13 protein-coding genes and 1 pseudogene are annotated in these 16,421 nt (G+C 51.8%); 8 read left to right on the forward strand and 6 right to left on the reverse strand.

What is annotated here, in order from left to right; all coding sequences use genetic code 11:
• Window positions 1-430: 430 nt before the first annotated feature.
• The 3 genes from FV228_RS03745 to FV228_RS03755 are packed head-to-tail and all read right to left on the reverse strand — an operon-like array spanning window position 431 to window position 3,026.
• The gene (locus tag FV228_RS03745) at window positions 431-1,717 is read right to left on the reverse strand and encodes a TadE/TadG family type IV pilus assembly protein (protein ID WP_147853356.1); all 1,287 of its coding nucleotides are present in this window, start codon (window positions 1,715-1,717) and stop codon (window positions 431-433) included.
• A 17-nt stretch (window positions 1,718-1,734) separates the two neighbouring features.
• Window positions 1,735-2,343 (reverse strand): TadE/TadG family type IV pilus assembly protein, encoded by a 609-nt coding sequence (locus tag FV228_RS03750; protein WP_147853357.1) that lies wholly within the window; start codon window positions 2,341-2,343, stop codon window positions 1,735-1,737.
• 11 nt (window positions 2,344-2,354) lie between these two features.
• On the reverse strand, window positions 2,355-3,026 hold the full coding sequence (locus FV228_RS03755) for a TadE/TadG family type IV pilus assembly protein (RefSeq protein ID WP_147853358.1): 672 nt from the start codon (window positions 3,024-3,026) through the stop codon (window positions 2,355-2,357).
• 328 nt (window positions 3,027-3,354) lie between these two features.
• Here FV228_RS03755 and FV228_RS03760 point away from each other — a divergent pair.
• Window positions 3,355-3,717 (forward strand): annotated as a pseudogene (locus FV228_RS03760) (recombinase family protein); the annotation flags it as partial.
• A gap of 647 nt (window positions 3,718-4,364) precedes the next feature.
• On the forward strand, window positions 4,365-4,763 hold the full coding sequence (locus tag FV228_RS03765) for a PAS domain-containing protein (RefSeq protein ID WP_246693816.1): 399 nt from the start codon (window positions 4,365-4,367) through the stop codon (window positions 4,761-4,763).
• 9 nt (window positions 4,764-4,772) lie between these two features.
• Here FV228_RS03765 and FV228_RS03770 read toward each other — a convergent pair whose 3' ends face one another.
• Window positions 4,773-5,003 carry a hypothetical protein gene (locus FV228_RS03770; protein WP_147853360.1) on the reverse strand — a complete coding sequence of 77 codons (231 nt, stop codon included), beginning with the start codon at window positions 5,001-5,003 and terminating at the stop codon, window positions 4,773-4,775.
• A gap of 36 nt (window positions 5,004-5,039) precedes the next feature.
• Entirely contained in the window at window positions 5,040-5,681 is a 642-nt protein-coding gene (locus tag FV228_RS03775) for a GAF domain-containing protein (RefSeq protein ID WP_187277624.1), read from the reverse strand.
• A 1,200-nt stretch (window positions 5,682-6,881) separates the two neighbouring features.
• On the opposite strand from FV228_RS03775, the gene FV228_RS03780 reads away from it, so the two are divergent.
• The 4 genes from FV228_RS03780 (at window position 6,882) to FV228_RS03800 (ending at window position 13,373) form a co-directional block, all read left to right on the forward strand.
• Window positions 6,882-8,117, forward strand: a complete 1,236-nt coding sequence (locus FV228_RS03780) for a hypothetical protein (RefSeq protein WP_147853362.1) — start codon at window positions 6,882-6,884, stop codon at window positions 8,115-8,117.
• A gap of 2,691 nt (window positions 8,118-10,808) precedes the next feature.
• Window positions 10,809-11,084, forward strand: a complete 276-nt coding sequence (locus FV228_RS34745; protein ID WP_147853371.1) for a helix-hairpin-helix domain-containing protein — start codon at window positions 10,809-10,811, stop codon at window positions 11,082-11,084.
• Between the two features lie 75 nt (window positions 11,085-11,159).
• A complete protein-coding gene (locus tag FV228_RS03795) occupies window positions 11,160-12,584 on the forward strand; it encodes a hypothetical protein (protein ID WP_147853364.1) in 1,425 nt (474 codons plus the stop codon).
• Window positions 12,585-12,674: 90 nt separating this feature from the next.
• Window positions 12,675-13,373 carry an HAD-IA family hydrolase gene (locus FV228_RS03800; RefSeq protein ID WP_147853365.1) on the forward strand — a complete coding sequence of 233 codons (699 nt, stop codon included), beginning with the start codon at window positions 12,675-12,677 and terminating at the stop codon, window positions 13,371-13,373.
• A 548-nt stretch (window positions 13,374-13,921) separates the two neighbouring features.
• Here FV228_RS03800 and FV228_RS03810 read toward each other — a convergent pair.
• Window positions 13,922-14,404: a hypothetical protein gene (locus FV228_RS03810; protein ID WP_147853367.1), complete on the reverse strand. Its 483-nt coding sequence runs from the start codon at window positions 14,402-14,404 to the stop codon at window positions 13,922-13,924.
• 1,002 nt (window positions 14,405-15,406) lie between these two features.
• On the opposite strand from FV228_RS03810, the gene FV228_RS03815 reads away from it, so the two are divergent.
• Window positions 15,407-15,619, forward strand: coding sequence for a hypothetical protein (locus FV228_RS03815; RefSeq protein WP_147853368.1), 213 nt, complete (start codon window positions 15,407-15,409; stop codon window positions 15,617-15,619).
• 399 nt (window positions 15,620-16,018) lie between these two features.
• The coding region (locus FV228_RS03825) for a transposase (RefSeq protein WP_147853369.1) at window positions 16,019-16,421 on the forward strand (403 nt) is incomplete at its 3' end.

Below are 16,421 nucleotides of genomic sequence, written 5' to 3' on the forward strand. Positions count from 1 at the left end.
GGAGCAAATAGCAATACCGTCGAGCCACATAATCGACGAAGCGAATTGAGGCTCCTTGCTGGACAGCTTTGGACCATTATCAAAAAAGCTTTGGGCTGCCCGACTTAATTGGCCTATGTAGCCTTTCGTGTCTCCTCATTGTCAGTAGCAGGTCAACGTGGACCATCGGAAGTGGTTCAGCGCCCAAGCTAGCATACGTTGTTCTAATGCTCGCTGCGAAGGCCAAACGTGTTCCCTCGGACAGAGCGGAGGTAAGAGAGATTCTTGACTGCTGCATGGTCCGTTCCCCATTCGTTCCTGTCCTTGGATGGAATGAAATGGTTAATGAATGATTAATGACCAGATTGACTCGATTGACCGTTAGGCCCTGTATGAACCCGGGCGGTACGCCGCTCTTGCGACTAAAATAGTTGGTCGAAGAACGGGGGAGCTAATTGGTGATACGCACTGAAGCAAGGGCGGCACTGAATAGCTGCTGCATTGCCTGATTGATATCGCCGTTTGTCGCAACGGGAAAATAGAGCCCGTCAGTTGCGCAGCTTTTCAGCATCGGACCGATATTGTTTTCAAATGGCTTCACGTTTTGGTTGTAGAAATCGTCGCTATACAATGGAAGATACTGTGTGTAAATAATTCCGATTTTTATGTTGCTGTTTTTCATTGTCTGACAGGTAGACGGACTGATGGCGCTGATAAAGCGATTGTTGTTGATTTTATATCCGGAACTCTGATTGCTCATCGTTCCGTCGATAGGGGTATCTTGAACCCCATCAGTGACGAAGAACAAGAAGCGTATAGGAGTAGCGGCGGTAACGCCGTTGCCACTTGCTGGTATCTGACTTGTCATTTTCGAAATCGCACGCTCGTAGGCGGTTTGACTATCCCTCTGATCTTGATATGAATATGCCAAATCAATTTGGCTGGATGCGGATTTCACTAGATCCAGAGATGGGGTCAGTGACATAAGCTTTGTTTGGAAGTCGCTAAAGGTCCACATCTCCATTCTGAACTGCTGAGTTAAGTTCATGCTGGACTTCGCAGAGTCAACCAAATTGGACACTGCATCACGGAGCACTTGTATTCTGAGCTTGATGTTGTTTCTTTTTGCAATATTGTAATTGTCGTTATTGTTCTCAGTACCGTTGCTATTTAACAGATGGCATGCGAAAGCGCAGCCATTAGCGACTCTTTGCATATTCGTTATATCGGCTGCTGTGGCCGCAAGGCCCATTGAGGGGGAATTATCCAGAAGTAAGTAAAAATCGATATATTGAGCAACGTTTCGAACGCTTCCGGATTGACCAGAAATGTTCATCGTCACGACATTCATCATGCTACCTAATGTCGTTTTGACCGTTGCTGTATAATTGGCAGTGATACCAACCTGAGTTGCGCCCGGAAGCGGCGTTGGAGTAAACGAAGTTATTGTTACACCCGGCAGCTTGGCCGCATCCGCCATAAATTGAGTTCTTGCGCTAGTTAACATGTCGCTCGTGAGCGTGTTTGTCTTCTGCGTTATAACGCCTAAAACTGCAGAATCGACTGCGGCGTCAAGTTGAGCTTTCGCAGCGTTACGACGTCCATAATCTATCGCAGCACCCGCTGCGAAAAGCATCGGCATACTGAGCAACGCAAAAAGGATTGCTATCTGGCCATTTTGATCCCGCTTAAAGCTACGAAAAACGTTGTTTTGAAGCAAATTGAATGCCCATTTCATGTGATGGTAAAGACGGTTTAATAGGTCGGACACTTAGAGCCCCCTGGCATGACGACTTCGCCCTTATCGAGACGTTGCGCCCATGAGATTTGCCGACTGAAGACAAGGCCCCTTGAACCAAAAATCATTTGGTAGAGCTTGGAGCCAATTATTGGGACGTAGGCTACTGTCACTTCAGCTAGAACATACCTGGCGCCGTCATATTGGAATGTGGCTGGAGTATTTGGCAGTCCGCTGTTGCCGTTGATTGTGAGAACAGGGCGAGCATTCAGGGGATAACTTGAGCAAACTCCACCAAACAGCGCACCAGATATCTTTTCGACACCCATTGAATGAATGGCAATTTGCAAATTGATAGTTGGATAGGGGCGCATGATTGGACCAGCGGCATTTATTATTGCATCCATGTCAGCTGTGCTGGGATTGCCGTTGGTGGCACGACCCGAAAGGTCTGCAATGGTTCGTGCATAGAGCGTGGTCTTCCGGCCAGTATCAATGGCACGCACCAGTTCAATCAAACCAAAATACAACGTGATTAGAAGTGGAAGTATTAGGGCGAACTCTAAAGCCGCCACGCCACCTTTTTCTTTTCCAAGCCGATGGATATTGTTTGCAATGATATTCATGGCGAGGCAGTTTAGGAGCTGGATGAGCAGGCAGCGTTCGAGTTGAACGGCTCAACCTGGAAGACAGTGGCTGCTTGTAGGAGGCGACGACGATTCGGTAAGGTGGCGTAGGCTGCTCCGAGTAGGGGAAAATAGACAGGCACGTCTACTGCTGCTTGGACCACGATCACGTCGCTTGCTCGTGCACAGCTGTATGATGGGAAACTTGCGTTCCAGTCCGAGATACCAGTCTTAGGATTGGTCGAGGTTGCTTGCACCGGCGTTGCTGAACCAAAGCTCGCAGCCTTCGTGATGCTGATACGGACGTTAGAGCACGGGAACACCGTGATGCGTGCTCGACCTCCCGGGTAGCACATGGCGGTCCGGAAGTTGTTGAGCAGGGTCGTTGAGTCCGTGACGTTGGCGTTCGCCGTTTGAAACTGGCCTGTGTAAATCTGACGTCCAGCATCGACTACGGCTTGCTGAAGGATGCCCTGAGCAAAGTAGGTCACACCAGCCTCAAGAATTGCTCCTGAGAGAGCCAAAAAGGGAACGGCCACGAGGGCGAACTCGACCGCCGAGGATCCACCCCGGTTACGGGACAGCTCACGGGAAGCCCTACCAAACGGGTCTAGAACAGACCGAAGGGTGGTCAGTGCCACCCCATTGCCTATCCGTGTCGTGAGCGGGAGCCGTTTCCACATTCTGTGCACGTCATGTGAATTTCGACCCCCTCACCGGGAATCGCTTTTTCTAACGGCACCACATTGGCGGAATATGTATTGCTAATTGGTTGCTATTAATGCTGACGTTGTCTTTCTAGGACGAAAAAACAGCGGAAAAATAGACGTTGAAATAAGTACCCACGCCTAAATGAGCGGTTTCTTTGGGTATTTATCAATGATTCACCTTACGCCACGTTCAGCCTCCATAGACGCTTCCGCCCACTGGGTGGGCAGTCTGAAGGCGCAAGGTGTTTTCACCACCCGTCCCCACACGTTTCTCAAAGCGTCAGTTAGCGCTCAGGCTTGCGAGATGATGCGGACCATCGACGGATTGCGATAGCAGAACGTACACTTTCCAAGCCTCACCGAGCAGTTCGACAGCGAAACCGCCCACGGCCGGTTTGCCCGTCAGCTCCACGGAGCCATCGCGGAGTATTTCCTCGACCTCAACTGAGAGAGGGCGATGGAAGGGCTCAAGGCAGCCCTTGCTCATGGTCGTAAGGGAGGACGACGCAAGAAACTGTCCGCAGAAGACATCGAGGTCGGTCCGGCTTTGCTTCAGGCTGGGACGATAAGCATCGCTGAAATAACCAAGCAGCTCGGCGTCAACCGAGACACGTTTTACACCTACTTCCGACGTCTTCGGACAAACAGCCACGCTAGCAAATGACTAATGAACGACATATAGCAATCGATTTATTTATATTCCATGCAAGAAGTTATCGATTTGCCGCACATTTCGATGCGGCGTTACGAACAAAATCGAGGCATCCTCTGCGCAAGGCCGAGTCCTGAATGTTGCAAAATATATCGATAATTTCTGAAAGTTCAGTCATGGTAGAGATAATGAAGTTCTCATGCTCCGAGCCGCCTCCAGGCAGGAATGCATCTTCAGAAATCTCAAGGGTCCGTGCTATCAACCGCAATTTGTTTCCGCTGGCATGCTCAGACATCAAAAATCCCCACATTATTTGAGTAGATTAGATTTCTACGGATATGGCCCGGAAGAGAAGATTTCTCTTACAGCTCAATGGCCGGAGAAATGCAACTGTGGCAGCGTCACCGAACCGCATTCGGTGATGCTGCACGACTCAGATAAAAAGGACGACTGAAACTATTCATCCACCGAGCGAGTTCCTAGGTTGAACTCAGAGGTGGGGATAAATGAATTCATTATTAAGCGTAGAGCCAGCTCTAACAGCAGCTGGGTTTGTTGGCTTCTGGAACACGAACGTAACAGCTGGACGTTCTCGGCTCGATGAAGGTGCGGCCGCTCTGTTGGCAGGCAATCCGAGCTTGGCTGGTGAACCCCTCCCTATGGAGGTGGCCCTGGGGCGGATCCATATCGACGATAAGGGGTGGGTGTTCGAACGCATCCGTCGTGTGAGGCAGACGGGAGGCTCGTTCTCGGCTGAGTTCAGAGTGGTGACCGAGACGGGGGTTCGTTGGGTCCTGAACCGTGGAACCCTCGTGCCGGATGAGTCTGGCAGGATGCGGGGCCAAGGCGCCTACATCGATACCACTGACGCTCACTCTGACGTTTTCATGCCTGCCGCTTCGCTCAACCATGTGGTTGAGGATCCGTTGATTGCTGCTGCTGACCGCTGCCTTGAGATGCACTCAATCCTGAAGCGGGGTGATTACCCCGATCTTCGTCGTCTTACAGAGATGCTCCTGGTTGGATTTGGACGATCGCTAGCACTGCGTCGCTCCTGATGGCCGAACTCAAGATCCATCGGGGACCGCTCCCTGCCGGGCCACGACCGAGTTGATGAAATCGAGGCAGATGCGCCGGTCACTCGGATCTCTGATGCGATCGAACGACTCCAGAAGCTCTCGGATCTCCAGGGCCTTGGATGGTAAGCCTTCATCGGTGTAAAAGGCAGCTGGTTCCGTTCCAAGCGCATCAGCGATGCTTTTGAGGATACGGCTATTTTCGAAATCATTTTTACTCATCAGGATGCTCCACGTCGCATCAAAAATTGCAGAGCATCAATTCAGAACTGTTTCGACTGATTTTCCGGACCGAGCGATGCCGATGGCGATGTGGCTCAAGCTGCTGAAGAGCAGGTTTTCAAGAACACCATCCTTGTATATCTTGTTAAGTCTGTATGCCTTGAGCAGAGCGTCGGAAATTTCTTCCAAGGTCCCGTCAATGGAGACATCTCTTTCGAGCGTCTGGTTGGTAGTCGCAAGAAACCTGCGAACCTGAAGCAGGATTGTCGCTTGGCGACCAAGAGCCTTGAGAGCTTCGACCTGTTCGAAACTCAGACCGTGAGGGTGTGCTTTCGTATCGATTACACAAAGCGTGCCGACAGCGAAGCTCCCGTCGAGTCTAAGCGGAACCCCTGCATAAAATCTAAGCGAACGATCTCCAGTCACCAGCGTATTGTCTGATGTCCTAACGTCCCGAGTCAAATCATTGATAATTAAAATGTCTTCTTCGCCGATTGTATGAGCACAGACAGATTGCTCTATCGGCGTTTCCAGCACATCGGTTCCAACGGCTGATTTAAACCACTGTCTGTCATCGGAGACTAAGGTTACGTTTGCGACTGGAGTGCCGCATATCAATCGGGCTATAGCAGCTAAATCATCGTATGACTGCTCTGGCTTAGTGTCGAGTATATTCAACGAGCTGAGTTCCTCGAGTCGATGTGGGTCTAGAATGATAGACCATGGAATTCCAGCCATATCGGGTTACGTTCCTCAATCAGTCGGGGAGCTTTGCGGCCCCTGTGACCGAACTTCTGGTTGAGAACAAGGCGATCCTGATGCAGGTGTAAATCGGTAGCGATTGCCGTCGCTGATGAAGAGAGCGAACTGCACACAGCTGACTTGCCAGGAAGGTGATCTCGCTAGCTTGGCCGAAGGGACCGTCAATCAGTGAACGGTGCTGCCAAATCGGCGCCTCGGCTTGAACCCGAACTGGTCCGCAGCCGGACGCCCAACCAGCCGGAACTTCGTAACGATCGTACCTAATCCGTTGCTTTCACAACTTGCATGTCCGATTTCCGGACAGAGAAGCAACTCTAAGTTTAGATTTCTGCAACCTAAGAGCGATAATCGAAGTTGCCTGGGAAAGCCTTCCTTTTCTGAAGCACGAGAAGGCAATAAGGAATTTCGTGCAGAGCGATCAGCTGCATCCATAAAGAGATCGCTGAATCCGTCCGACCGAGCGTGCGGCTTGAGAGTTTCTTCTTGTCGGGCTGAAGACGGATTTCACCGACTTGCGTCACTAATGACTCACGTCTCAGGGTAACACCTGGAACTCGCCGAGATAGACGTCTCCATCACCAGGCACGAACGTCTCTAGCTTGGCAGTAAGCAGCTGGAGATCGGCATTTCCGGCTGGTCTGAGTTGAGCAGTTCCCAACGATGGAACGTTGCTCTGGAACGTAAGCCGGTTTGGAAGCACGGATTGCGGGTGCCGGAAGCGGCGTCAGATCGTGAAGAACCGAGAGAGCTTCATCTTCCAAAACTTCTTGGGCCAGTTTTCGCCAGGATATTCTATCTAGAGTAGAATAAGCTCTACCATAGATAGAAATTCAGCGAAACCTCCGGGGAGAGCCTTCCTTATCTGGGAGCAGTAAAACAAGAATGTCGCTTTGACCGTGCAATCAGCCGGCGAACGCACTCCAGCTAGGTAATAACATAACATAACATAACATAAGATAAGATGAGAGAAAAATTCAACTTCTTTCTTATCGGTATCACATTTCCAAATAAAACACTTAGCAAAAACTTCTGCTTTCAATCCGATTAACGCCCAGAGCGACGCAAAGTTCCTTTTACTTGGAATGATGCGGACTCATGATTTTTTAGGTTTCACAATTGAGCGAACAAATTACCAACGAATTCGACCTGTTCGAAGATAATGATTATCTGAACGACGACTGCATGCTGGATTTCAGTTTAGACATAATTCCTGGATTGCCAGAGCAACTAGGTTTGAAGGATAACCAACATGGAACGATGCGAATGATAGTCGCAGCACTATTAGATGCCGCTGAAAGAGGAAAGGCAGTCGCATACTCAAGAAGAAAGACATCCTACTCAGGAAAAAGACGATATGGAGGTCGTGGTTTCACTTACGCAAAAATTCTCAAGGAAGTTCAAATACTTGTTGATGCGGGCTACGTATATAGCTGGATTGCCCCCGCATGTTCTCCGAAAGAAGGACGGCAAGGTGTTCAATCGACAATTTACGCAACACCGAAACTTGTTAAAGACTGTCAAAACGTCAAGATTGTCTCGGTTCAGCATGAGTGCATTTGGTTAAACGGTCTTACAAAGAAACGCATTCATTACGAAGAGACGGAACTTACTTCAGCGATGAGAAGTGAGATACAAGAAATCAATTCCATTATGAGCACCGTCGATTTCAATGTTGCCATGGACGGCGTGGAAAGAAACGACCGTCACATCATCATACCGCATGTAACAGACAAGGTACATAAGCAAGTAAATATCTCAATCCCTTACCGAAATCCGCGTATCCGTCGCACCTTTTGTAGAGAGTCATTTGAATGTGGTGGCCGTCTATATGGCCCATGGCAAGGCATACCAAAAGACAATCGGAAGCGTATGACTATCAACGGTGAGCCAACGGCAGAGCCTGATTTTAAGTCAATGCATCCGAAGTTAGCTTACGGGATGGCCGGCTGTCCACTTAAAGGAGATTTCGACATATACGATGTCGATGAAAGTATTAACCCAAAGCACTACAAATACTCTCTATTAATAGCGATAAATGCAGGCCATCCGTGCGAGGCTATTCACGCTATTCAGAAGAAATTGTCTTGCACATTTAAATACGCAAGGCAACTCTATGTTGAGGTAAGTATTCGAAACTGGCAAATAGAGAAATTCATAGCAAAAGACAAAGGAGTAGAACTTCAGAAGATAGACAGTGAAATAGCATTAGATGTCATTAAAGCATGTCATCGAGACGGAATACCGGTCCTGCCTGTGCATGACTCTTTCATAGTTCCAGAGCGTTGTGAGAAAGAAACTAAAAAACACATGAATAGAGCTTGGTCTAAGTTCGTTGACACTGATAGCTTCTGATGAGATTTCGAAAAATTAAATCTCAAAAAGGTTCCACATAGGGAGGAGTGAGAGAGAACTGGTGAAGGGCCGCTCCAACGGTCCCTTCGTCCTATATTTTCTCTCTCTCATTCTTCCTTCACGTTCACTTACACACGTCTTTCAATGTCTACATTGATATAGACTAATTCATGGATAGCACATGACTTGCTACAACATCTTTCAATCAGACTACGATACAACACCTAATAGGTGGAGAACCTCAGGACTTATTTTGATTGGTGGTTCTTACCCAGGACGGTCTCTTTACTGGGTTTTATTGAGAGACATGAGTTACGCTGATTACCTCTATAGAACATGTGACCCATCGACAGCCATTTTTAAAGAGATTAGACGCTTGAAGCGAATAATTGACAACAAAGAGTTCTGTAAGAATTGTCGATGTGGCTCACAAGCCACTAAATTTCTGTTTCACTCAAGTTATCCTAAGCCTCAGTTCTGTTGTCACACATGCCATCCAGCAGGGTCTGGAATTCCTATCGGAAGTTTGAAAGTTTGTTTAACCTACGATGATGTAACGAATGCCTTTATAGGCAAGCCGAGAAGAATAAACGTGTTACGTAGAAAGGCAGTCAGAGAGCTGAGAGAAGCTAAAGGCTATATTGGTAATTTGACGATGAAGAAGGCACGTGAATTCTTTGAAGGTTGTTGTTCTTCTTCTCCTTCAAGACGAGACTGACTGCCTTAGAATTTCGTTCTACAAATCGAATTGAGAGAGTGTAGCATCCTTGTTACAAGGGTGCTGCACTTTTTCATCTTACCCATCCAGCTGGTCTCAGGGCCAGCAGGTAGCACGATAGCTCTTGGTTGCGATCGTTCCTAGGGGTCAATCAGCAGCACTCAACGTCCGAAACGTATCCGATAGCCTTCGGATATCTTCTTAAATTCCTTCTGAATTCCAACGAACGTGTCTCAGAAACCCGGCGGTTGAAATCTGACGTTTGATACCTGCATTAAGCGATTGCTCCAACCTTCAACAAAACCTCGTGATGCTTGCAGCTTGGCCGTCGTGCTAGATATGACGGAAAGCACGATTGTCGACGTCATTGGAGACGCAGCACGAAGTATACCCCACTAAACTATCTGTTGACTCAAGGTATCGGGTTGGCCCAACTATCCGGGTATTTCGGGATGGTGGAGGATCGCTGTGGCCCAACTTTCGGCGATTGGGTCGGCGTTTCGAGCGGTGCGCCTTAAACAAATGACACAGCTTCAACTTGCTGAAGTAGCTGGGATCGGGGTTGCAGCAGTGCATAACCTGGAACAGGGCCGGGGCACGCTTACGAGTTTATGGGCGGCGTTGGGAGCACTTGGGTACGAAATACGAGGCCGCAGTCTGGTCGTAGGTCCCCTAGGTCCCTCCTTGGCTGCTTTACGGAAGCGGCGTGGAGTGAGTCGGCGGGCACTGGCTTGCATGCTTGGAGTATCACGTACCACATTGTCCGCCCTTGAAGCTGGCGGGCCCGGTCGTTTGGAAAGTCTTGAAATCTACGGGACGGCAGTCGTGGCCGGACTGTACCTTGCCCCGATGGATGCGACGGTTGGGTTCTTCATTACAGCCGGCAATAGCTCAGTCCATCACGGCTGGGAGACCCCGCCGGAGCTTGTGGCCGCTCTGGAAAGCGTCTTCGGTCGGTTTGATCTAGATCCATGCGCAGCCTCAACGGACGCCAACAGGGCACGGGTGAAAGCTCGGGTCCGGCTTACCATTCATGACAACGGCTTGGCCGTGCCTTGGCGAGGGCTTGTGTTCGTGAACCCACCCTACGGGCGTCAGATTGGCTCCTGGATTGCCAAGTGTGCCGAGGAGGGAGCCAGCAACGCAGTGGTGGTCGGCCTGGTGCCTGCTCGTACCGATACCCGTTGGTGGCCCCGGCATATTGCCGGGGCAGCTGACGTGTTCATGCTGCGGGGACGGTTGAAGTTTGGTGACGGGGCAATGCCGGCACCGTTTCCATCAGCTGTGGTAGTGTGGGGAGCAAGTGCGATGCAGGTGGCTCGGCTGGGTCCCGCCCTGTTAGGGGCGTGGCACGTTCCTGCAGCAAAAAACATACCCGGCTGATTGCTGCAGCTAAGCGTGACATTAGTCCGAGGAACGTCAACGTCCTCGATGAACGACCGTGTTTCGGTTAGGGCAGGGGTTCAATGTGTTGCGGTGGGAACTCGTCTGCTTTCGTGATTTTGCTAAGAAAATCAGAGAGCTAGTTCAGTTTCTACCAAGGGGGCTCCGTTTCAAAGCCGAGCTACGGTGGAGCTTCCGAGAGGACGCCATGATAGAGACATGTCGACGGGGCAATCAAGCGTCAGATCATCAATCAGGTTTCGGCAGTGGGCAAATCGACTCTTTTTATCAGCGCCATTCTAGCTGTTGTCGCAGTGGTTCTGACCAGCGTATGGGTCGGTTACGGTCCCCGGCCCCAGTCTGGTCGGGAAAAGCAGGCGCCTACCGTTGTCCCACTTTCTCAGCAGCGAACGACGGATTCGAATGGCCAGCCCATTCGAGTGATTGGTACCAGGTCATCCTCCGGCTCTGCTCAGCGAACTGGCCCTCCGTCACTAAGCGGAGAATCGTCAGGTTCGGCTTCCTCAGCCGCAACTCCAGCTGTGCCATCACCCTCTACGGAAACGGTAAGTCCATCTGCATCGGTGGATATGCGATCACCGGCCAAATCGCCTGAGGATGCATCGACCTCCGGCTTAAGCGCCGCCACGACAACAATCAGTCCCGTGGATCAGTCTGCTACCACAGTTGGCAGCGTTGATCTCAACTCGGCTTCCGTGGAGCAACTGAACGCCCTCGGGGCGGGAATGATCGGAAAGCGGATCGTTGAGTTTCGCCCATACGTTTCAGTTGATGAGCTTCTTGCCCGACGTGTTCTTAAGCGAAGCGACTACGAAGCGATTAAAGGGGCCGTGACGGTCAAATAGCTTGGACAATTGAAGGTTGGATGGCCCTAAATCTTCACCTGGTTGACGCAGCTAACTAAGCCCTTCGGAGGTTATGTGAAACGGAAGTTGGCTACCGCCTTGTCTGTTGCCGTCCTACTTGCTGTTCCCAGGTTCCTAAACCCTGCACAGGCCGCATGGAAAGGCCCAGAAGCGAAAGCTCTCTTCGCTAACGAGGTCAATCCCAAGGGCTACAACTACGCTCCAAGCGTTATCACAGAGAATGGAACGACCGATTTTTGGTGGTGTGGACAGGGCCAGACGGACGTTATTTTCCATCGATCTTACAACGTGCAAAGGGGTTTTTCGCCAGCTAAAATCGTTTTTCAACCCACATCTGGTTCTTGGAACCGAATGCATGTTTGTGATCCTAGCGTGATTAAGGGCAGTTTCACTAATTCGGCCGATAATCAACACTATGCCTACGCCATGTATTATTCTGGCGTCGATAATGCACCCGGAAACAATAACAAAACCGGGTTAGCTTTTTCAAACGACAAAAACAACTGGGTAGACTATCCCGATCCTGTTATCTTGCCGCTCAATCCGGCGGTTGCTGAAGGGAATTATGGTAACGGCCAGCCATCAACGATCAACGTCGATGGTCGATCTGATCTGCTCGTCTTCACTACGGATCTGAGCGGTCCCCAGGGTATTGCTGGCTTTGGCGATCTTTACGTTCGCCGCACAGCAGATGGAGTGAATTTCGACCCGCCGATACGGATACCGAACGAGGCAACTGATGGCACTACCGTCAACCCGAATTCGGATTTCGCCTATGATCAAACCAAAGGCGATGTCTACGTCATTACCGGCCTTCCGGGTCGCAACTGTCAACAGGTGGCCTGCAAGGACCCAGCTCGCAACCCGGACAGGGAGACCTACCAGCTTGGTCTCTTCAAGATGCCGCTGAAAGCCCTCCTAAGTGGAACACCAGCGAAGTGGTCCCCCGTCGGCTACTTGAATAGCGACGTCACAGGCTTCTACCTGAACCACAGCCCTGGCTTTCAACGTGATCCCTACGGCAATCTCACGTCATTCTTGCCAAACATCACCGTCTTCTTCTCAGGCGGTGATCCGTATCCAGGCACATGGCAGATCGCTACAGCTACCGAGACAAACACGTCAGAACGTGCCCCACTCAAGCGGACCCTCGGACCGAATGGTCATTGGGTTACTACGGGCTACACCGATCCCAGCTACGCCTTCGAAGCGAACGTCGGCTCTCTGTTCCTTCTGCCGAGATTCGGGACCTCCAAGCTCATGAGCTGCGTAGCAGGCTCCGACCATTTCCTAAGCCGTGATCCCAGCTGTGAGGGCCAGACACCCCTGGGCCAGACCGGCTACGTCTATGACAATCGACAGGCGGGCACTCATCCGATCTATCGCTGCAACGCTGCCGACCATGACCACTTTGTCTCGACCGACCCTGCGTGTGAAGGCCAAACGTCCGAAGGGTTGCTGGGATACGCCTTGAACTGACCTACCAATCAACGGTTGATTTGTCTGACCTATATGTGTTCACCCGATCGCACGGCTACTTAGTGCAAGGCGTTCGACTCAAGGTATCTCATGCTCAAGCTTGCCCCTATTCCGAAGGTGATCACTTTCGACGCATATGGCACCCTCGTCCGATGGCATCGAGCTGTGGGAGAGGCAGCGAAGGCGATCCTCACCAAACACGCACCAGAGGGCGACCTAGAGAAACGATCAGCCACTCTAGCATACCAGTTGCGTAGCAGGGCAGTGCTCCATCAAGATCGTCCCCCATTCCAGGACTACAAGGCGATCCTCCGACTGAGTTTGGATGAGGTTCTCGCCGAAACTGGCTTTCAAGGCACCGAGGAAGACCACCAGACGCTGCTATCCATCCTCCGACGGATTGAGCCATATCCTGAGGTGCCGGCTGCACTCAACCGGCTACGGCAACGCTACAAGCTCGCCATCATCAGCAACACAGAGGATGACCTAATTGCTGAGACAGTTCAGGCGATTGGGGTCCCGATCGAATTCGTTATCACGGCTCAGCAGGCTCGAGCCTACAAGCCGGATCACCGTCTTTTCCAATATGCCTACAACACGTTGGGCGTCACCAAGGAGGAAACGATTCACGTTGGGATGGGCCAACTCACAGATATGAAAGTCTGCCATGAGCTTAAAATCCGATCGGTTTGGATAGATCGTGTCGGTGAGCCCCTCGATCCTCGCTGGCAACCGCATGCTGTCCTGAAGGACCTCACTGATCTGCCGCAGCTCCTATCTGCCCTATGAGCCCTTCTCGTCGGGAGCGGAGCTAAATCACAGGCGTTGGTAAGGAGGTCACTCAGGAGAAGTGACCGAGGAACGCCTAAGGAAATCTGCCATGCGGAAGACCGCTTTGATTGCAGCAATAAGCTTGCTGTCGATGGGAACGGCCAGCTTGGCCGCTGAGAACCAAGATTCCGCCGGTAGCTCGGGTTCCACCCCTCGGATGCAGGGATCGCCCAATGCCGCAGGCTTTGGTAAGGCGGAAACTACAGGAACAGCCGGTGCTCAAACACCGGACTCCACGCCGAACCAAGATGGTCGAATGAAAGGCCCGCCGAACGCTGCCGGCTTCAAGCAGGATAGCTCGGGGTCAGGATCACCGACGAACGGTTCTGCATCAGGCCGTTAAAATGGTGTGGCAGGGTTTGCAGTATACCTTCAGCCCTGCCGACTTAACTACTCTAGCGGAACGTCATTGATTACAGGCGGTCAGCTCTTTTTGTAGGCCGACCAGGTTCAGCGTCTATGTGCCAACGGTGCGCCTTATTCGTTGGCAGTTGTTTCACAGGATGTCAGAGATTTCGATTTTTGTTTGAGCTGCCGCCCTCATAAAGGATCACTGGGTGGGAACCCGAAAAACTAATACCAAGATCAAACTTTGCCGACCCACTCTTTTGAGTGCCCCGGATCGGATTAGAAACAGAAAAATCAATCGTCGAACGGGCTGCGCATTTCTGTAATGCATAGTTGCAATCTATGCGCATAGTGCCTGGTCGGTGAACGTAACGCCGAACTGGCCACTGTGAGATGGCTCTTCGCTTCTCCGCTTGTAGATCTGCTTGTGTATATGGCTTGCCATAAAACTGAACTGTTCGCCCATACATGTAAGGTACACCTGCAACCGGGCTCACATTGCTCGAGGACCAAATCTGTAGATAACGTTCGGCAATAAACGCTGTGCGGTCTTTCATTTCCCGAGGACTAATGGCACTTGCAGGGCCAATCGAAGTAACGGTTAAGATGCCGGCCGCCAAGAAATGCTTCATGCCAATCATTCGACTATCAATTTTCATCACTGATTCAGCCAGCGCATAACGCCCGAAGGGGCGGTATTCGTAGATGCTTCTCTGTAGCCTCGGCGGTCTGTTTGCGGAGTTGGATAATTTGAATTGACGTAATGGTCTCGGCTTGAGGGGTAGTAATGTTGTGAGGTGCCGCTGTATGCACTCTCCATTCCATCTGCGCTCTGGGCCCGTTTGGATGTAGACAGAATTCGGTTGCCTCGTTCATCTTTTGTAAAAGCGATCCGACCGTCGGAAGGCTTGCGATTTGACTTGGTTGCATCTGCCCGTTGTGACGGCAGGGTCCGATCTGTCGTCATAGATCCAGCGGCAGCTGGACGATTTTCAGGCGTAGCGACAAGCGCCGAAATATCTGGCCGTTGAGGCGGTGAAACTTGAGCTACTATGGATTGACCGGCAACCGATTGCGGATCCGATTTGGCTCCATGTGTTGCTCGGTCGGATCCATTTCCCTGCTTTTCTTGCAGGTTGAACACTAGGGGAGGTAAAGGCTGACGAGGTGGCGACGCCACAATAGGCTGTTTCACCGGGTCAACCCATCCGTTCGCAGCAGACCGGTTGTCGGGTGCCGCCAATGCCGGACTTTCAGTTGAACCTATCGATGTAGGGGAAGCCGACTTCTTAGCGTCCGATGCGACGACGCCGTCCAAAATTCTGCTCGTCTTCCCTTCGTGGGTCGTCGCCCGTTCGGGTTTGGCACCCACATACGCTGCCGTCACTCCAACTCCAGCGGCGAATGCGAATCCAAGGGCGAGCAGCGGCTTAACAGGCACACTCATTGGCCCTCGTTTCATGGGTGACAAGCTTCGGGTGTACCCACAGAAACCTCGAGCTGTCCGAGGTGGTTCCGGCAACCAAGCCATCTTAGGGAGTCCCAGCCAGATTCTGGACCATCGCCCCGCGGGTTGGGTAAGCAGCACTACTAGGTTTTGCCCCTCGCTTGGTCCTGGCCGATGGCCGTGTCATGACTGCTACATGAGCTACGGCGTCCGAATCCTTTTTCTAAACCAAATTGAGCCTCTCCCATCCAAACGGATGGAAAGCTCGTTCGCCGATTTGCGGGAGGCTTGGGACGCTGGAACGGCCGAAGTTCTATCCTACCAACTCCGTTCGATCGAGGCTGCCTTCCAGGTGCTCGATGCCAACGGTCAGATTGTGGAAGTCACTGCCAAGCAGGTCGATAGCTGACCAAATTCTTAGGCGCTTCTCTGCCAAGCTCCGTAGCCTAACCGCTTACGGCTGAGTTGGGCGAACCCGCATAGATGCTTTAGGAGCACACGTCTCCTTGAACCACTCGCCGTGACGACTGGAACACGGCAGTTGGCTTTGCCGACCCCGTTGGCGGTCCGGCTTAACTGTTATGTCCTTGGTCGGCATACGGCGGAACGGACACCAGCGTTCCAATCAATCGAAGCAGGGCTTGCTGTTCAGGCTTTCCCGATCCGTCGGCTAGGAAGGTTCCTAGCTCAATATGGCTTCTTCGCCCTCCTGAGGGACCATTTGGCTGATGGATGATGAAGGCACTTCCGTCCCCCGGTTCCCTAGAGGCTGTTATGAACTGAATGGGTGAGGTTTGCGTTTTTGGGCATGAGCGCAGGTCGTGCCGGCTATCCCTCTGACGTGTCCGATGAGGAATGGGCGCTGGTTGCGCCGTATCTGGCGCTGCTGCGGGAGAGTTCGGGCCAGCGTGACCACGACCTGCGCGAGGTGTTCAACGGCTTGCGGTTCATCGTGAAGACGGGGGCGCCGTGGCGGTTCATGCCGCACGACCTGCCGCCGTGGGCGGCGGTGTACCAGCAGACGCAGCGCTGGCTGGCTGCGGAGTGCTTCACCGATGTGGCCGGGGACCTACGGGCGGTTCTCCGGATGGCAGGGGATCGCAAGCCGGAGCCGTCGGCGGTGATCCTGGACAGCCGGACGCTGCGGTCCTCGCCCGAGAGCGGCGAGCGGGCGGGCTACGACGGGGCCAAGCGCAAGCGCGGTTCGAAGG

The organism is Methylobacterium sp. WL18 (assembly GCF_008040015.1).
GTDB lineage: Bacteria > Pseudomonadota > Alphaproteobacteria > Rhizobiales > Beijerinckiaceae > Methylobacterium > Methylobacterium mesophilicum.

What these genes read in the sequence shown, in the direction of transcription:
- FV228_RS03745 (WP_147853356.1), bottom strand. Translation starts at nt 1,717, where the DNA reads ATGAAATGGGCATTCAATTTGCTTCAAAACAACGTTTTTCGTAGCTTT.
- FV228_RS03750 (WP_147853357.1), bottom strand. Translation starts at nt 2,343, where the DNA reads ATGAATATCATTGCAAACAATATCCATCGGCTTGGAAAAGAAAAAGGT.
- FV228_RS03755 (WP_147853358.1), bottom strand. Translation starts at nt 3,026, where the DNA reads ATGTGGAAACGGCTCCCGCTCACGACACGGATAGGCAATGGGGTGGCA.
- FV228_RS03765 (WP_246693816.1), top strand. Translation starts at nt 4,365, where the DNA reads ATGGAGGTGGCCCTGGGGCGGATCCATATCGACGATAAGGGGTGGGTG.
- FV228_RS03770 (WP_147853360.1), bottom strand. Translation starts at nt 5,003, where the DNA reads ATGAGTAAAAATGATTTCGAAAATAGCCGTATCCTCAAAAGCATCGCT.
- FV228_RS34745 (WP_147853371.1), top strand. Translation starts at nt 10,809, where the DNA reads ATGCGATCACCGGCCAAATCGCCTGAGGATGCATCGACCTCCGGCTTA.
- FV228_RS03800 (WP_147853365.1), top strand. Translation starts at nt 12,675, where the DNA reads ATGCTCAAGCTTGCCCCTATTCCGAAGGTGATCACTTTCGACGCATAT.
- FV228_RS03810 (WP_147853367.1), bottom strand. Translation starts at nt 14,404, where the DNA reads ATGATTGGCATGAAGCATTTCTTGGCGGCCGGCATCTTAACCGTTACT.
- FV228_RS03815 (WP_147853368.1), top strand. Translation starts at nt 15,407, where the DNA reads ATGAGCTACGGCGTCCGAATCCTTTTTCTAAACCAAATTGAGCCTCTC.